An 18150-nucleotide genomic window follows, 5' to 3' on the forward strand; every position below is an offset into this window, starting at 1 on the left:
ATGCCCGTATGTCAGACGTGCCCTCTGCACCACGCGCCCTTGGCAGCGTGCGCCGCAAAGCCCTGAACGTTGCGCAGCAACTGGTCAGCGAACGCCTGCTCAGCCCCGATCACGCGTTGCCGCTGGTGATCGAGCCCGCCGTCAGCGGTGTCGACCTGGTGGCCTGGGCGACCGCCGAGCGCGAAGCCCTCGAACAAAAACTGCTGCAGCACGGCGCCCTGTTGTTTCGCGGGTTTGGCGTGGCCTCGGTGGAGCAGTTCGACCAGGTCATCGCCGCGCTGTCCCCCGGTGCCCTGGAATACATGTTCCGCGCCTCGCCACGCACCCGGGTGGGCGGCAACATCTATACCTCGACCGACTACCCGGCCGACCAGATGATTTTCCCGCACAACGAACATTCCTATTCGCCGCGTTTTCCGTTGCGGCTGTTCTTTTATTGCCAGCAGCCTTCGCAAACCGGCGGCGAAACACCCATAGGCTCGACCCGCGCCGTAAAGGCCCGGATCAGCCCGCAGGTCGAAGCGCGCTTTCGTGAAAAAGGCGTGCTGTATGTGCGCAACTACGGTGACGGTTTCGGCCTGCCCTGGCAGAGCGTGTTCCAGTCCTCGGACCGTGGCGAGGTGGAGGCGTACTGCGCCAGTGTCGGCATCGAGGTGGAGTGGAAAGAGCACAACCGCCTGCGCACCCGTCAACGCGGGCCCGCGGTGGTGCGCCACCCGCGCACCGGCGAAGAAGTCTGGTTCAACCACGCGACCTTCTTTCACATCAGCACCCTGCCCCCGGCCATCCGTGATTCGCTGCAAGGCAACTTCGCTGACCTGGACCTGCCCACCAACACCTTTTATGGCGACGGTGAACCCATCGAGCCCTCTGTGCTGGAATCGCTGCGCGCCGCCTACCTCGACTCACTGGTGCGCTTCAGTTGGCAACAGGGCGACGTGCTGTTTATCGACAACATGCTGGCGGTGCACGGGCGCGAGCCCTTTACCGGCCCCCGCGCAATCATGACCGGCATGGCCGAGGCGCTGCTGTCGAGCGAGGTGGCCGTCTGACCGGTCACCCCCACCGCGCTTTTCCCAAGGCTGCCCCGCCGCCTTCGATCAACCCCATTTTGCAGTTGAGTTGAACATGAACGGACTTCAAGGCTTTCGTATCTCACCGCAACAAGCCGCCCTGTACCCCCACCTCAACGGCGTCACCGAACACCCGTTCAGTTGCCATTTGCAATGGACCCTGGTCGAGCCGGTGGGCATCGACACCCTCAACCGCCGCCTGCTGGCCTTGGCCTGCGCCAACGAGATCCTGCGCACCCGCCTCACGCCGGTGCCGGGCTTGCGCCATCCGGTCCAGGTGATTGACGACAACAGCACGCTGACGGTGGCCACTGAAGACCTGCGCGCATTCAGCCCGGCCCAGCAGCAAGCGGCGCTCACGCGTCTGGCTGCGCCGCAGCGGGACTGGAGCCAGCCGCTGTCGATCACGCGGGTGCAGCTGTCCGACACCCACGCGCTGTTGCACCTGGCCGCGGCCAGCACCCATTTCGACCTTGCCAGCCTCAAGTTGCTGGCGATTGCCCTGCTGCAGCCTGGGCCGTCGGACGTGCCGGACCCTCTGCAATACGCCGATTACGCCGAATGGCGCTGGAGCCTGGCCGAAGACGCGCCCGACCACCCGGGCGTGACGTTCTGGAAGCCGTCACCGGACGGCCAGGCGCACAGCGTGCAGTTGGCGCTGGAAACCCCACGCGCCGGCGGGTTTGCCCCCGAACGTTTGGACGTGAACGTGCCGCACCACGCTGCACTCGGCGCCGACCTGATGCTGGCTGCCTGGGCCGTGGTGCTGGGGCGCTTGTCTGGCCAGCAACATGTCCCGCTGACCCTGGTGCATGAAAGCCGTGGCGCGGAACTGGACAGCGCGCTGGGCGCGTTCGAGCAGTGCCTGCCCGTGACGATCGACCTGCAAGCCCAGGCCACCTTGCAGGAACAAAGCCTGCAAGTGAGCGCGCAGATCAAGCACGCCAGCGGCTGGCAGGACTATTACACCCACGACGGCCACCACGGCTACGCCTTTGCCTGGCGCGCAGGCGATGCGCAGGTGCATGACGCCAGCGCAGTCACGGCCCCGGCCAAGGCTTGCCTGCACATCCGCCAGTTACCGAACCAACTGCACGCGCAGCTTATTTATGACCGCAACGCCTTGAGCCACGACGCGGCCGCCTGTCTGGCCGAGCAATGGGCGCAGCTGTTGCAGGCCGCCCTTGCAGAGCCGCAGAAGGCCTGGGCCCATTTGCCCCTGAGCGGGCCGGTGCAAGCGCGGATCATCGATGCACACGCGACACTCCCTGCGATCGAGCCCGTTACGTTGGTCGAACTGATCGCCCGCCAGGTGCAGCGCCAACCTATGGCCGTTGCCCTCACTGACGCCCAGGGCCAACTGAGCTACGCCCAGCTGGACGCTCGCTCGACGCAATTGGCCCACCAATTGGTCGCGAACGGTATTGGCCCTAATGTGCCGGTGGGCATTCTGTTCCCTCGCAGCAACGCTGCGGTCGTCGCCATGCTTGCGGTGCTAAAGGCCGGTGGCGCGTACGTGCCGGTCGACCCGACCTACCCGCAGGACCGGCGCGACTACATGCTCACCGACAGCGCCATCGGGCATATCGTGGTCAGTGCCGAGCTGGCCGACAGCGTGCCTGCCAGCCTGCAACGCTTCGTGCTGGACGACCTGCACACCCCGGCGCCTGGCGACTTGCCCGCCTTGGTGCTGCCCCAGGCCGACGACCTGGCCTACCTGATTTACACCTCCGGCTCCACGGGCGCGCCCAAGGCCGTGGAAATCAGCCACGGCGCCTTGAGTTTTTCCACCCAGGTGCGCATGGCTGCGTATGAGGCGCCCGTGCAGGCGTACCTGCTGCTGTCCTCGTTTGCCTTCGACAGCTCGGTGGCGGGGATCTTCTGGACCCTGGCCCAGGGCGGGTGCCTGGTGCTGCCTGCGCCCGGGGAAGAACTGGACATGCCGCGCCTGGCGCACTTGATCGGCCAGCACCGCGTCAGTCATGGCTTGTCGCTGCCGTCGCTGTATCAGGCCTTGCTGGATCAACTGCAGGCCGCCGACAGCCTGCATTGCTGGATCGTGGCCGGTGAAGCCTGCCCGCCGTCATTGATCGCCCAGCACAGCAACGCCTTGCCCCAGGCCCTGCTGGTCAACGAGTACGGCCCCACCGAAGCCACCGTATGGGCCACCTATGATGTGCTGAGCCCCCGCCGAGCGCTGACCATCGGCCGCCCGATTGCCGGTATGGACCTGCGGGTGCTGAACGAACACGACGCCGCCAGCGGCATCGGCGAGCCGGGTGAAATCGTATTGGCGGGCCCGACACTGGCCCGGGGGTATCGCAACAAGCCCGAGGAAACCGCCAAGGCGTTTGTCACCCTGGCGGACGGCACCCGCGCCTACCGCACGGGCGACCTGGCCTGCTGGCTGGCCGACGGGCGACTGGCGTTCCTGGGGCGCAAGGACCATCAGGTAAAGGTGCGCGGCTACCGTATCGAACTGGGCGAAATCGAACGCCAGCTGTGCAGCCACAGCGATGTGCGCGAAGCGGCGGTGATCGTGCAGGAGCAGCCCGCGGGCAAGCGCCTGTTGGCCTACATCCTCGCCGCCCACGGCTATGCGCCCGACTCCGAAGCGCTCAAGCGCTACCTGGGCGAACGGTTGCCGTCTTATATGGTGCCCGCGCGCGTGCTCACCCTGCCCGCCTTCCCGCGCACCCCCAACGGCAAACTCGACACCCGCCAGTTGCCCGACCCCGACCAGTTCGACCAAAGCACCCACGTAGGCCCGCGCAACGCGATGGAAACCACCCTGCACAGCATCGTTTCCAAGGTGTTGAAAGTGGCGGGCGTGAGCGTCACCGACAACTTCTTTGCAATTGGCGGCGACTCGATCCTGAGCCTGCAAGTGGTGGCCCAGGCCCACGAGCAAGGCATCGCCCTGTCGGCCAAGCAGGTGTTCGAGCACCAGACCATCGCCGCCATGGCCGAAGTCGCCCAGCCATTGAGCGTCGCCCACAGCGAGCCGCAGGCCCAGAGCGCCGCGTTCAGTGCCTCGGGCCTGTCCGATGACGAATTGCAGGCCCTGATGGCCGAACTGAACGACGCCGATCTGTAATCACCTTCATCGCCGTTGCCCCTTTTTCTGCAGGACGTGTTGAATGACCACCGACAAGACCACCAGCAACCCGATCGAAGACGTCTACCCGTTGTCGCCGCTGCAACAGGGCATGTTGTTCCACTCCCTGCTGCACGAAGACTCCGGCGTGTACCTGATGCAGGATCGCTACCGCATCGGCGGGGCCATCGATGAAGGCGCGTTTCTGGAGTCCTGGCGCCAGGTGGTGGCGTTGCACCCGTCCCTGCGCGCCAGCTTCCAGTGGAAAACCCAGAAGCAGCCGGTGCAGGTGATTCACCGCGAGGTCAAGGTGCCGCTGGACACCCTCGACCTGCGTGCCCTGGCGCCGCATGAGCAGGAGGCGCGCATTCGCAGCCTGTTGGAAGACGAGCAGAAAGTCGGCTTCAACCTGTCCAAACCGCCGCTGATCCGTTTTCGCCTAGTGCGCCTGGCAGACGAGTCCTACGAGTTCATCCGCAGCTTTCACCACATCCTGATGGACGCCTGGTGCATTTCGCTGGTGACCGTGGACTTTCTCAAGGTCTACGAAGCGTTGTGCAACGACCGCACGCCTGCCCTGACGCGGCCACGGCCGTTTCGCGACTACATTCAATGGCTGCAACGCCAGGACGCGGCCAAGGCCGAGCAGTTCTGGCGCGGCCGCCTGCAAGGCCTCAACGCCCCGACACCGCTCACCGTGGACAACGGCGTGAGCCGCGACCGCTACACCGACGCGGTGCACGTGGAGGACCAACTGATCCACCTGAGTACCGCGCAAACCCAGGCCCTGGCGACGTTCTGCCGGGGTCGGCGGATTACCCCCAACACGTTTTTCCAGGGCGTGTGGTCGCTGTTGCTGTCGCGCTACAGCGGTCAGCGCGACGTGCTGTTCGGCGTCACCGTGGCCGGGCGGCCGGCGGAACTCACCGGCGTGGGCGAGATGATCGGCCTGTTCATCAACACCCTGCCACTGCGGGTCAGCGTCGACCCGCAGGCCGCGCTGGGGGATTGGTTGAGCGCGTTGCAGGGGCTGAACGTCGAGATGCGCGACTTCGAGCACACGCCGTTGACCGACATCCAAGGCTGGAGCGATTTCCCGCGCGGCGAAACCCTGTTCGACAGCATCCTGGTGTTTGAAAACGCGCCCATCGACGAGCAGATCCTGGACGGCGGTTTCCAGTTCAGCCTTGAAGGCATGGACCACAGCGTGCACACCCATTACGGCCTCACCGTGGTGATTTTGCCCGGCGAGCAGTTGGGCATCCGCGTGTCGTACGACCGCGAGCGTTTCGAGGCGCACACCGTGCAGCGCTTGCTGGGCCACTTGGCGAGCCTGGTGCAAAGCATGCTGGCAGCGCCCGAAGCGCCGCTGGGCAGTTTCGAGGTGCTGGCCGCTGACGAGCGTCAGCAATTGCTCGGCGAATGGGCGCTCAACCCTCACGACTTCCCGCTGGATAAAAGCTACGCCGCGCTGTTTGCCGCGCAAGTCGCCGAACGCGGTGACCAGGTTGCCGCGACCTGCGACGGCGAAACCCTGACCTACGCCGCGCTGGACCAACGCGCCACCCGCCTGGCCCACGCCTTGCGCGAAGCCGGGGCCGGCACCGACCAGTTGGTCGCGCTGGTGGCCCCGCGGGGCCTGGCCTTGCTGACTGCCATGATCGCCGTGTTCAAGGCCGGGGCGGCGATGCTGCCACTGGAAGTCAACCACCCACCGGAACGCCTGCGGGAAATCCTCAGCCTGTCCGGCGCCCCGTTGCTGGTGGCCAGTGAGGCGTGCAGCGGTTTGCTCGATCAACTGCTCAGCGGCCTCGACCAGCCGCCACGGGCGCTGTGCGCCGAAGCCTGCTGGAACACGCCCAACGATGCGCCGCTGCCGTTGGCCGGCAGCCCCGACAGCCTGGCCTACGTGCTGTTCACCTCGGGCTCAACCGGCACGCCCAAAGGCGTGATGATCGAACAGCGCGGCATGCTCAATAACATCTTTGGCAAAGTCCCGGCCCTGGGGTTGAGCGCAGCTGATCGCATTCCACAAACTGCGTCGGTGGCGTTCGACATTTCCGTGTGGCAGTTCCTTGCCGCGCCGGTATTGGGCGCCACCGTGCATATCCTGCCGGACGACGTGGCCCACGACCCCCAGCGCCTGCTGCAAGTGATTGCCGAGCAGCGCCTGAACGTGCTGGAAATCGTCCCGAGCCTGATGCGCACCCTGCTCGCGCTGTGCCCGTGCGACCTGCAACTGCCCGACCTGCGCTGGGTGCTGCCCACTGGCGAAGCGCTGCCGCCGACCGTGGCCCGTGACTGGTTCGCACGCTTCCCGAACATAGCGCTGATGAATGCCTACGGCCCCGCCGAATGCGCCGACGACGTGGCCTTCCAGCCGATTGTCGAAGCGCCTCACGCGCAGGTCAGCCACATGCCCATCGGCCAGCCCACGGCCAACAACCGCCTGTACGTACTCGACGAAGCGCTGCGCCCGGTGCCGGTCGGCGTACCGGGGGAAATCTGCGTCGGTGGCGTCGGCGTGGGCCGTGGCTACCTGCACGACCCGCAGCGCACCGCCGAAGCGTTTATCGACCACCCGCAACTCGAGGGCCGCCTGTACCGCACCGGCGACCTGGGCCGCTGGCGCGCCGACGGGGTGATCGAATACCTGGGCCGCCGCGACCAGCAAGTCAAACTGCGTGGCCACCGCATCGAACTGACAGAAATCGAACACCGCCTGGCCCAGCACCCCAACGTGCGCGAAGCCGCCGTGCTGCTGCGCGAAAACGCCGCGGGCGAAGCCTGGCTGGTGGCCTACTGGTCGGCCCATGACCACACCCTGGGCGATACCGGCCTTGGCGAACACCTGCGTGCGCAACTGCCGCCCTACATGGTGCCCGCCGCCTTTGAATGCCTGGACCGTCTGCCGCTGAACAACAACGGCAAGGTCGACCGCAAGGCCCTGGCCGCCCTGCAACTGAACTGGCAGGCCGATACCCGCGAAAGCCTCGCGCCGCGCAACGAACACGAAGCCGCCATCGCCGCCATCTGGGCGCAGGTGCTGGGCCGCGACAGTGTGGGCGTGGAAGACAACTTCTTTACCCTGGGCGGCCACTCGTTGTTGGCCACGCAGATCGTGGCGCGCCTGCGCAGCCACTTCAAACTCGACCTGCCGCTGCGCGTGCTGTTCGAGCAACCCACCGTGGCCCTGCTTGCCGTGGCCATGGCCGCCCGCGAAGCCGACGCCGCGGCACCGCAGGCGGCCCTCAATACGCCCAAGGCCCAGCCGCGCCCGGCGCTGCTGCCGCTGTCGTTCTCGCAACAACGCCTGTGGTTTATCGAGCAACTGACGCCGGGCACCACACTGTTCAATATTCCGTTTGCCCTGCACCTCAAGGGGGAACTGAACGTCGCCGCGCTGCACGCCAGCCTGAATGATCTGCTGGCCCGCCATGAAATCCTGCGCACCGGCATTCGCAGCCTCGACGGGGTGCCCAGCCAGCACATCAGCCAGACGTTGGCCATGGCGCTACCGTTCGACGACCTCTCGGATCTCTCGACCACCGCACGCGAAGGCGCGCAGTTCAATGCCCTGCAAGACACCTTTGAACAGCCCTTCGATCTGACCGCGCCGCCGCTGTTGCGTGCGCGCCTGCTCAAGGTGGCCCCGGGCGAGCACGTGCTGGGCATCGCCCTGCATCACCTCGTCTCCGACGCCTGGTCGGCCACCATCGCCCTGCGCGAACTGGCGCTGGGCTACGCCGCCCGCTGCAACGGCGCAGCCGCCCCGTTGCCTGCGCTGCCCCTGCAATACGCCGACTTTGCCCTGTGGCAACGCGACCACCTGCAAGGCGCCGAGCTGCAACGCCAGCTCGACTACTGGACCCACACCCTGGCCCGCCGCGACGACGCCAGCCCGCTGTTGGCATTGCCCACCGACCATCCGCGCCCCGCGGTGCAAAGCTATCGCGCAGGCTTGGTGCACCGCGAGCTGAGCACCGTTTTGAGTGACCGTGTGCAAGCCTTCGCCAGTCGCCTGGGCACCACACCCTTTAGCGTGCTGTTCGCCGCATTTGCCGTGCTGATGCACCGCTTGAGCGGCGACGCCACCGTGCTTATCGGCACCCCGGTGACCCACCGCGAACAACCGGGCACCGAAGGCCTGCTGGGGATCTTGCTGAACAACCTGGCGATCCGCGCCGACTTCACCGCCCAGGCTGACTTCAGCGCGCTGGTCGGCCAGGTCGCCACGCGCCTGCGCGAAGGTTTGCAGCATCAAGACCTGCCCTTCGAGCAACTGGTGGACAGCCTGCAACTGCCGCGCAGCCTCAGCCACGCACCGCTGTATCAAGTGATGGTCGCGCAGCAGTTGGCCATGGAGTCGCGCCTGCAGTTCCCGGGGCTGGCGTTTGAAGCGCTGGACACCCCGCTCAAGCATTCCGAATGCGACCTGGACCTGCACGTGCTGTGCCCGGCCGACGCGCCGATCCAGCTGGAGCTGATGTTCGCCGTCGATTTGTTCACCACCGACACGGCGCGCCAGACCCTGGCCCGCCTCGAGTACCTGCTGGAGCAGATGCTTGCCGAGCCCAACGCCCCGGTGGCCGCCCTGCCCTTGCTCACCGCCGCAGAATGGCAGCGCAGCGTGGTCGAGTGGAACCGCACCGAGATGGACGTACCGACACTGCACACCTTCGCCCAGCTGTTTGAACAGCAGGCCGCACGCACGCCCGAGCGTGATGCGCTGTGCTTTGAGGGCCAGCGCCTGAGCTACGCCGAACTGAACCGGCGTGCCAACCAGGTGGCGCACTACCTGCGTGCGCAAGGGGTGGTCGCCAATCGTCCGGTGGCGCTGTGTGTGGAGCGCTCGCTGGAACTGTTGATCGGCCTGTTGGGCATTCTCAAGTCCGGTGGCGCCTATGTGCCGCTGGACCCGACCTACCCGGTCGATCGCCTGGCCTACATGCTCGAAGACGCCCAGCCCACCCTGTTCCTCGGCCAGCAAGGCTTGCTTGACTCGCTAGGCAGCGGATTGCCGCGCCTGCGCCTGGATGCCGACGCCGCGTTGCTGGCCCAACAGCCCGACACCAACCCCGCGCCGCTGTCTGGCCCGGCGGACCTGGCCTACATCATGTACACCTCCGGCTCCACGGGTAAGCCCAAGGGCACCCTAGTCACCCAGGGGTCGGTGGTCAACCTGGCGTGGGCGCGTATCCATGGCCTGTACCGGCGCTACACCGACCAGCCGATGCGCACCAGCTTCAACTATTCGTTCGCCTTCGACAGTTCGGTGGCCGAGCTAATCCTGCTGCTCGACGGCCACAGCCTGTACCTCACTCCCGAAGAGGTGCGCTACGACCCGGTGGCGCTGGCGCAGTTTTTCCATGACACGCGCCTGGACGCCTTTGAATGCACCCCGGCGCAGCTCAAGGCCCTGCTTGAAAGTGACGGCGTGCGCCGCGGTGAAACCTACCTGCCGCGCTTCGTGCTGTTTGGCGGTGACGCGGTGGACGCCCAGTTATGGCAGCGCTTGCCGTCGATTGCCGGCAGCCGGTTCTTCAACACCTACGGCCCCACCGAATGCACGGTGGACGCCACCGGCTGTGCGGTCGACGACTTCCCGCAACGGCCCATCATCGGCCGGCCCATCGCCAACGTGCGTGCCTACGTGCTGGACGCGTTCCTCAACCCGTTGCCGGTGGGCGTGCCGGGCGAGCTGCACATCGGCGGGGCCGGTGTGACCCTGGGGTATCTGAACCGCGCCGAACAGACCGCCAAGGTGTTTATCGACGACCCGTTCTCGCCGCTGCCGGGCGCACGGATGTACAAGTCCGGCGACCTGGTGCGCTGGCTGCCCGACGGCCAGCTGGAGTACCTGGGGCGTATGGACCACCAGGTGAAGATCCGCGGCTTCCGGGTGGAGCTGGGCGAGATCGAAGCGCTGATCGGTGCCCAACCTGGGGTACGCCAGGCGGTGGTGCTGGCCCGCGAAGACGTGCCTGGCGACAAACGCCTGGTGGCCTACGTCACCAGCGACCAGCCGGGCGACGTCAAGGCCTGGCGCGCCACCCTGGGCGCCGCCCTGCCGGACTACATGGTGCCGTCCGCCTTTGTGGTGCTCGATGAGTTGCCGCTGACCGACAACGGCAAGCTTAACCGCAAGGCCCTGCCCGCGCCCGATACCCAGGCCGAACCCGACGCCGAAGACCCGCCACGCACCGCAAGCGAACAACAGCTGGCCGGTGTGTGGGCCGAGCTGTTGAACGTGCCGCTGAGCGCCATTGGCCGCGACAGCCACTTCTTTTACCTGGGCGGCCACTCGCTGCTGGCGGCGGTGCTGTTTGCCCGCTTGCGTCAACACTTCGCCACGGTGCCGCCACTGCGCGCCGTGTTTGAACACCCCACCCTGCAAGCACTGGCGGCCTTGTTGGCAGAGCCTCTGCATGCTCCGACCGCGACCTTTGTGCCCGGCCCCCGCCCGGCACGCCTGCCGCTGTCGTCGGAGCAGCAACGTTTGTGGTTCCTGGAACAACTGAGCGGTGCCAGTGAATACAACGTGGTCAGCGCCGTGCAACTGGACGGCGAGCTGGACCCACAGGCGCTGCGCGTGGCGCTCAACCGGGTGGTGCAACGTCACGAGATCCTGCGCAGCCGCATCGTGCGTGAGGCCAGCGGCGAGCTGGCGCTGGTGATCGAGCCGCAGGTGGAAGTCGACCTGCCCCTCCAGGCGCTTGACGCCGCCGCCGACGCGCACTGGCAACAACTCACCGACGATGCGATTCACGCCCAAACCGCCCAGCGCTTCGACCTGGCGCGCCAGGTGCCGATTCGCGCCACCTTGCTTCAGCGCAACGGCCACGCGCAGGCCCTGTTGCTGCTGACCGTGCACCACTGTGCAACCGACGATGCTTCCAGCCAGACCCTGCTGGATGAACTGGCACAGTTCTACGCCGCGCACCGCCAAGGCAAGGTCGCGGCGCTGCCCGAGCTGGCCCTGCAATACCCGGACTACGCGCTGTGGCAACGTGAACCTGCGCAGCAGGCGGTCTACGCCAGCCAGTTGGCCTATTGGCAGGCGCAACTGCCAGACGGCGATTACCAACTGGACCTGCCCACCGACAAGGCCCGCCCGCACACCCTTGAGCCGCTCGCAGGCGCGGTCCAGCTGCAACTGCCGCCCGAGCTTGCGCAACGCTTGCGCGAGTTTGCCCGGCAACGCGGCGCCACCCTCTACATGCTGCTGCTCGGCGCGGCGCAACTGCTGCTGGGGCGTTATGCCAACCAGCGCGATGTGCGCATCGGCAGCCCGGTGGCCCAGCGGCCACTGGCCGAGTTGCAGCCGCTGATCGGTTGCTTCGTCAATACCCTGGTGATGCGCGCCGACCTGGACCCGGCCCTGGATTTCAACGGTTTGCTGGAACAAGTGCGCAATACCGTACTGGACGCCCAGCAGCATCAGGACGTGCCCTTCGACCAGGTGGTCGAACACTTGGCGCCTGCGCGCAACCTCGGCCAGACGCCATTGTTCCAGGTGCTGTTCGTGATGCAAAACGCCAACGCCCAAGCCACGCCGTGGCCGCAGCTGCAAGTGCGCGAGCGAGCGGTCACGGCCCACGCCACCAAGTTCGACCTGAACTGGGAAGTGCATGACGGCGAGGCCCTGTCGGTACTGCTTGAGTACCGCAGCGCCTTGTTCAGCCAGGCCACCGCCCAGCGCTGGCTGGATCAATGGCGAACCCTGCTCGAAACCCTGGTGGACGCGCCCCACACGCGCCTCGGCGACTGGTCGCCCTTGACCGCCGCCGAGCGTCAGCAGCAGTTGGCATGGAACGCCACCGCGCACGCCTACACCGGGCCCACCGACCTGCACACCGCCCTGAGCCAGCAGGCCTCACGCACCCCGAATTCGCCTGCGTTGGTGTTCGAGGGCCAGCGCCTGAGCTACGCCGAACTGGACCACCGCGCACAGACCGTCGCCCGTGCCCTGCGCGGCGCCGGGATTGGCCGCGAGAACATCGTGCCGGTGTGCATGGAGCGTTCCGTGGACCTGGTGGTGGCCTTGCTTGGCATCGTGCACGCCGGTGCCGCGTGGTTGCCGCTGGACCCCGAGCTGCCCGCTGCGCGGCTGGCCTTCCTGATTGAGGATGCCGACGCCCAAGTCACGCTGACCCAGCCACAGTGGCTGTCGCGCCTGCCGGCCGGGCATACCGCCTGGACCCTGGACGCGTTGCCAGCGGTTGAAACTCATGACCCCTTGACCGTTAATGCCAGTGACCTGGCCTACGTGCTCTACACCTCCGGTTCCACCGGCCAGCCCAAGGGCGTGATGAACGAACACGGCGCCTTGATGAACCGCCTGCACTGGATGCAGGACGCGTTCCCGATTGGCCCGGATGACCGGGTCCTGCAAAAAACGCCGTACAGCTTCGACGTGTCGGTGTGGGAGTTCTTCTGGCCGCTGATCACCGGCGCTACGCTGGTCGTGGCGCGGCCGGACGGTCATCGTGACCCGGCGTACCTGAGCCAGTTGATCCAGCGGGAACAGGTCACCACCCTGCACTTCGTGCCGTCGATGCTGCGTGCGTTTGTCGAGGAACCGAGCCTTGCCCAGCGCAACAGCCTGCGCCAGGTGTTTGCCAGTGGTGAAGCGCTGCCCGCAGATTTGGTGCACGGGTTCATGTCCCGCCACCCGGCGGCGCTGGTCAACTTGTACGGGCCCACAGAAGCGGCGATTGACGTGTCGGTGTGGCGCTGCTCGGTCAACGATCAAGTCGTGCCGATTGGCAAACCCATCGCCAACCTGCGTCTTTATATTCTCGATGACGCCTTCCAACCGCTGCCTGTGGGCAGCGCTGGCGAACTGTATATCGGCGGTGTCGGCGTAGCGCGTGGCTACCTGAAACGCGACGACCTGACCGCTGAACGTTTCCTGACCCTGCGCGGTGAGCGCTTGTACCGTACCGGCGACCGTTGCCGTTTCCTGGCCGACGGCAATGTCGAATACCTCGGCCGTCTGGACCACCAGGTGAAACTGCGCGGCCAGCGTATCGAGTTGGGTGAAATCGACGCGCAACTGCTGGCCCAGTCCGGTGTTCGCGACGCCGCGACCCTGCTGCTGGATCAGCGCCTGGTGAGTTTCTGGAGCGGTGACGCCGAGGAATCGGCGCTGCGCGCGGCCTTGAGCGACAATCTGCCGCTGCACCTGCAGCCCGCGCAGTTGGTGCACTTGCAACAGTTGCCGCTCAACAGCAACGGCAAGCTCGACCGCAAGGCGCTGGCCGCCACGACGCTGCCGCACACCGTCAACGACCAGCCGCGCCGGGCGCCGCGCAACGCCACTGAAACGGCGTTATGCGAAGTGTTTGGCGAAGTATTGGCTTGCCCACCCGTGGGCATCGACGACCACTTCTTCCACCTCGGCGGCCACTCCCTGCTCGCCACCCGACTGGTCGCCCGAGTGCGCGAACGCCTCGGCGTCTCGCTGCCCCTGGCGCAGGTGTTTGCCCAGCCCACGGTGGCGGCGTTGGCCGAGCACCTGGGCGATGCCCAGCCCGATGCGCTGATCCGCCCGCAGGCTCGCCCGGCGCACGTGCCGCCAGGCCTGGCGCAGCAGCGGTTCTGGATGCTCAGCCGGTTGGTGCCGCAGTCGCGTGAATACCACATGCCGTTTGCCGTGACCTTGCGCGGCGACCTTCAGGTGCACGCCTTGCGTGACGCGTTTGACCGCCTCAGCGAACGCCATGTGGTGCTGCGCAGCCGCCTGAAAGACGTGGCGGGTGAACCGCAGTTGCTCATCGACCCCCAAGGCCCGGCGCTGCAGGTCAGCGCGGTGGCCGCTGAGGCTTGGGCCAGCGCTTGCCACACGGCGCAGTCCGCCTTGATGGCGCCCTTCGACCTGGCCAACGCCGCGCCCTGGCGCGCACAGCTGCTGCAGCGCCAGGGCAGCGACGAGCACCTGTTGCTGGTGTGCCTGCACCACAGCGCCACCGATGGCTGGGCGATGCAATTGCTCATGGACGAGTTGGCCCAGGCCTACCGGGCGGCGCTGAACGGGCAAGCCCCGGACTGGGCCCCGCTGGAAATCGACTACGTGGACTTTGCCCTGTGGCAACAGCATCCGCACACCCAGGCCCGCCGCCAGCACAGCCTGGACTACTGGAAAAACCACCTGGGCCAGGACGATTACCAGCTCGACCTGCCACTGGACCGGCCACGCGCCGCCGAAGCCGATCGCCGCGCCGAACAGCTGACCGTGCACCTGGGCACAGCACGCGCCGCCGCCATCCGCCAGTTCGCCCGGCAGCGCGGCACCACATCGTATGTGGTGCTGATCAGCGCCTTGAGCGCCCTGCTCGCCCGCTACAGCGGCCAGCGCGATATTCGCCTGGGCACTCCGACCGACCAACGCGACCAGCCGCAAACCCAGGCGCTGCTGGCGTGCCTGGTGAACACGCTGGTGATCCGCTGCGACGTCGACCAACAAGCCCCGGCGGCCAGCCTGCTGAAAAACCTTGAAGCCGACCTGCGCGCAGCCCAGGCCCACGCCGACCTGCCGTTTGCCACCCTGGTGGGTGCCGTGGCCCAGCGCCGCGACCTGAACCGCACGCCGCTGTTCCAGGTGATGTTCTCGCTCAACCACGGGCGCCTGGACAACCGCCAATGGCCGGGCCTGCACCTGGACGAACAGGTGCTGCCCGCGGTGGATGCCAAATTTGAACAGAGCTGGGAAGTCCAGGACGACGGCAGCGACATGACCCTGGCGCTGGAATACCAGGCCGCGCTGTACGACGCCGCGACGATGCAACGCTGGTCGACGCAATGGTGTGCGCTGCTTGATGCGCTGGTGCAAACGCCCGAGCGGGCGCTGGTCGAGCTATTCCCACAGCAACAGGACCAGCCGCAACTGGACCAATGGAACGCCACCGCCCACGCCTACACCGGGCCGACCGACTTGCACACGGCCCTGAGCCAGCAGGCCGCACGCACCCCGAATGCGCCTGCGTTGGTATTCGAGGGCCAGCGCCTGAGCTACGCCGAACTGGACCATCGCGCGCAAACCGTCGCCCGTGCCCTGCGTGGCGCCGGGATTGGCCGCGAGAGCATCGTGCCGGTGTGCATGGAGCGTTCCGTCGACTTGGTGGTGGCCTTGCTTGGCATCGTGCATGCCGGTGCCGCGTGGTTGCCGCTGGACCCCGAGTTGCCTGCTGCGCGGTTGGCCTTCCTGATTGAGGACGCCGACGCCCAAATCACACTGACCCAACCACAGTGGCTGTCGCGCCTGCCGGCCGGGCATACCGCCTGGATCCTGGACGCGTTGCCTGCGGTTGAAGCCCATGATTCCTTGACCGTTAATGCCCGCGACCTGGCCTACGTGCTCTACACCTCCGGCTCCACCGGCCAGCCCAAAGGCGTGATGAACGAACACGGCGCCTTGATGAACCGCCTGCACTGGATGCAGGACGCGTTCCCGATTGGCCCGGATGACCGGGTCCTGCAAAAAACGCCGTACAGCTTCGACGTGTCGGTGTGGGAGTTCTTCTGGCCGCTGATCACCGGCGCTACGCTGGTCGTGGCGCGGCCGGACGGTCATCGTGACCCGGCGTACCTGAGCCAGTTGATCCAGCGGGAACAGGTCACCACCCTGCACTTCGTGCCGTCGATGCTACGTGCGTTTGTCGAAGAACCGAGCCTTGCTCACTGCCGCAGCCTGCGTCAGGTGTTTGCCAGCGGTGAAGCGCTGCCCGCGGACTTGGTGCATGGCTTCATGTCCCGCCACCCGGCGGCGCTGGTCAACCTGTACGGGCCCACAGAAGCGGCGATTGACGTGTCGGTGTGGCGCTGCTCGGTAAACGATCAAGTCGTACCGATTGGCAAACCCATCGCCAACCTGCGCCTGTACATCCTGGACGACGCTCTGCAACCGTTGCCGATTGGCAGCATCGGCGAGCTGTACATTGGCGGTGTCGGCGTGGCGCGCGGTTATCTCAAGCGTGACGACCTCACCGCTGAACGCTTCCTGACCTTGCGCGGGGAGCGCCTGTACCGTACCGGCGACCGTTGCCGCTTCCTGGCCGACGGTAATGTCGAATACCTCGGCCGTCTGGACCATCAGGTGAAGCTGCGCGGCCAGCGTATCGAGCTGGGTGAAATCGACGCGGCCTTGCTCGGCCTGCCGGACATTACCGGGGCGTGCACGCTGGTCATCGACAACCGCCTGGTGGCGTTCTACAGCACCCGTGCGCCGCAAACCGAGCTGAGCACGCGCCTCGGCGCCGTGCTACCGGCCTATATGTTGCCGATGGTGTGGGTGGAGCTGGCCAGCCTGCCTTTGACCTCCAACGGCAAGCTGGACCGCAAAGCCCTTGCCGCTCAGCCGTTGCCGCAGAGCCAACACGAGCCGATGGCGCCGGGCAATGCGCTGGAAACGCTGATCTGCCAACTGTTCGCCGAGCTGCTGGGCGACAGTTTGACGGGGGGCCGTGCGGTGGGCGCCAGTGACAGTTTCTTTGCCCTGGGCGGTGATTCGATTCTGGGCCTCAAGCTTATCTCGCACCTGCGCGAGCACGGTTACGCCCTGACGCCCAAAGACCTGTTCCGTGCCCAGACACCGGCCGCCCTGGCCTTGGTCACCACTCCTCTGCTGGCCGTGGCCGAGCAAGGCGAGGTGAGCGGTGCGATGCCGCTGATGCCGCTGCACCAGTGGTTTTTCGACCAGCAGCAACCCCAGGCCGCGCACTGGAACCAGTCGGTATTGGCCGACAGCGACCGCCCGCTGCAAGCGGCGTGGGTGCAAGCCACGCTGGACCAGTTAGTGGCCCATCACGACGCCTTGCGCCTGCGCTTCAACGCGGTGGACGGCCAGTGGCAGGCGCAGATTGCGCCGGTGACGGCGGCGCGGCTGGTGCTTGTCAACGATGTGACGCAACTGCACGCAGTGGCGCAGGGCCTGGACCTGCAACACGGCCCGCTGTTTGCGGCGGCGCTGCTGGCAGGTGAACCGCAACGGCTGTACCTGGTGGCGCATCACCTGGTGATCGATGCCGTGTCATGGGCGCCGTTGCTGGAGGATTTCCAGCGGCTGTACGCCGCGCTGGAGCGTGGCGAAGCGACCGACCTTCCCGCCAAAACCACGTCCTACCGACAATGGGCCGAGCACCTGCATGCCCATGCCGCCAACGTGTCGGCCGAGCTGCCTTACTGGCGCACCCAGACCGCCGCCAACCCGCTGCCGGTGGCTACGGTGGGCGAACGCCAGACCTTATCGGCACGCTGGGACGCCACCCGCACCCACCAATGGCTGACCGAGTCCCACGCGGCCTATCGCACCCAGCCGGAAGAGCTGCTGATCGCCGCGCTGGTGGCCACCCTGGCCGAGGTCGAACAGCGCAGCGACATCGTGCTGGACCTGGAACGCCATGGCCGCGATGCCGGGTTTGACGGCCTGGACGTGAGCCGCACCGTGGGCTGGTTCACTACCCTGTTCCCGCTGCGCGTGAAGGCCACTGGCACGCCGGGCGACAAGGTGCGCCAGGCCAAGGAGGCCCTGCGCGCCGTGCCGGGCCAAGGCCTGGGGCATGGCCTGTTGCGCCTGCGCGGTGAGCTGCCGCCCGGGCGCGGCGACGTGTTGTTCAACTACCTGGGGCATGAACAGGCCCCGCCCGGCTGGTTGCGCGCCAGTACGTTGGTGCCGCCGCCGGACGTGGCGCCCGCCAACCGTGTGAGCCATGGCCGCGAGGTGGTGGCCTGGCTGGAAAACGGCGTGTTGCAGGTGCATTGGCACAGCGTCACCCCCGCCGCCGATCGCCACTTGCCCGAACGCCTGTTGGTGCATTTACAGGCCTTGCTGGAGCACTGCCTCGACCCACAGGCAGGTGCACTGATGCCCTCGGATTTCCCGTTGGCCAAGGCGCTGAATCAACAGTCGTTGGACAAGTTGCTGGGCAAGCTCAAGAGCAAACCGACTTCCTGAAAAGCGTGAGCGCGGGAACGCCGCGC

General features: G+C 66.7%; 3 protein-coding genes. All 3 read left to right on the forward strand.

The features are described 5' to 3' along the window. Positions 1–8: 8 nt before the first annotated feature. The 3 genes from ACW9H9_RS00075 (at position 9) to ACW9H9_RS00085 (ending at position 18124) form a co-directional block, all read left to right on the forward strand. Positions 9–1052 (forward strand): TauD/TfdA family dioxygenase, encoded by a 1044-nt coding sequence (locus tag ACW9H9_RS00075; protein ID WP_457341080.1) that lies wholly within the window; start codon positions 9–11, stop codon positions 1050–1052. Between the two features lie 76 nt (positions 1053–1128). Continuing rightward, entirely contained in the window at positions 1129–4170 is a 3042-nt protein-coding gene (locus tag ACW9H9_RS00080; RefSeq protein ID WP_457341079.1) for a non-ribosomal peptide synthetase, read from the forward strand. A 43-nt stretch (positions 4171–4213) separates the two neighbouring features. Continuing rightward, a complete protein-coding gene (locus ACW9H9_RS00085; RefSeq protein WP_457341078.1) occupies positions 4214–18124 on the forward strand; it encodes a non-ribosomal peptide synthase/polyketide synthase in 13911 nt (4636 codons plus the stop codon). The last annotated feature ends 26 nt before the right edge of the window (positions 18125–18150 follow it).

The sequence above is a fragment of the Pseudomonas sp. SDO5215_S409 genome (assembly GCF_054071325.1).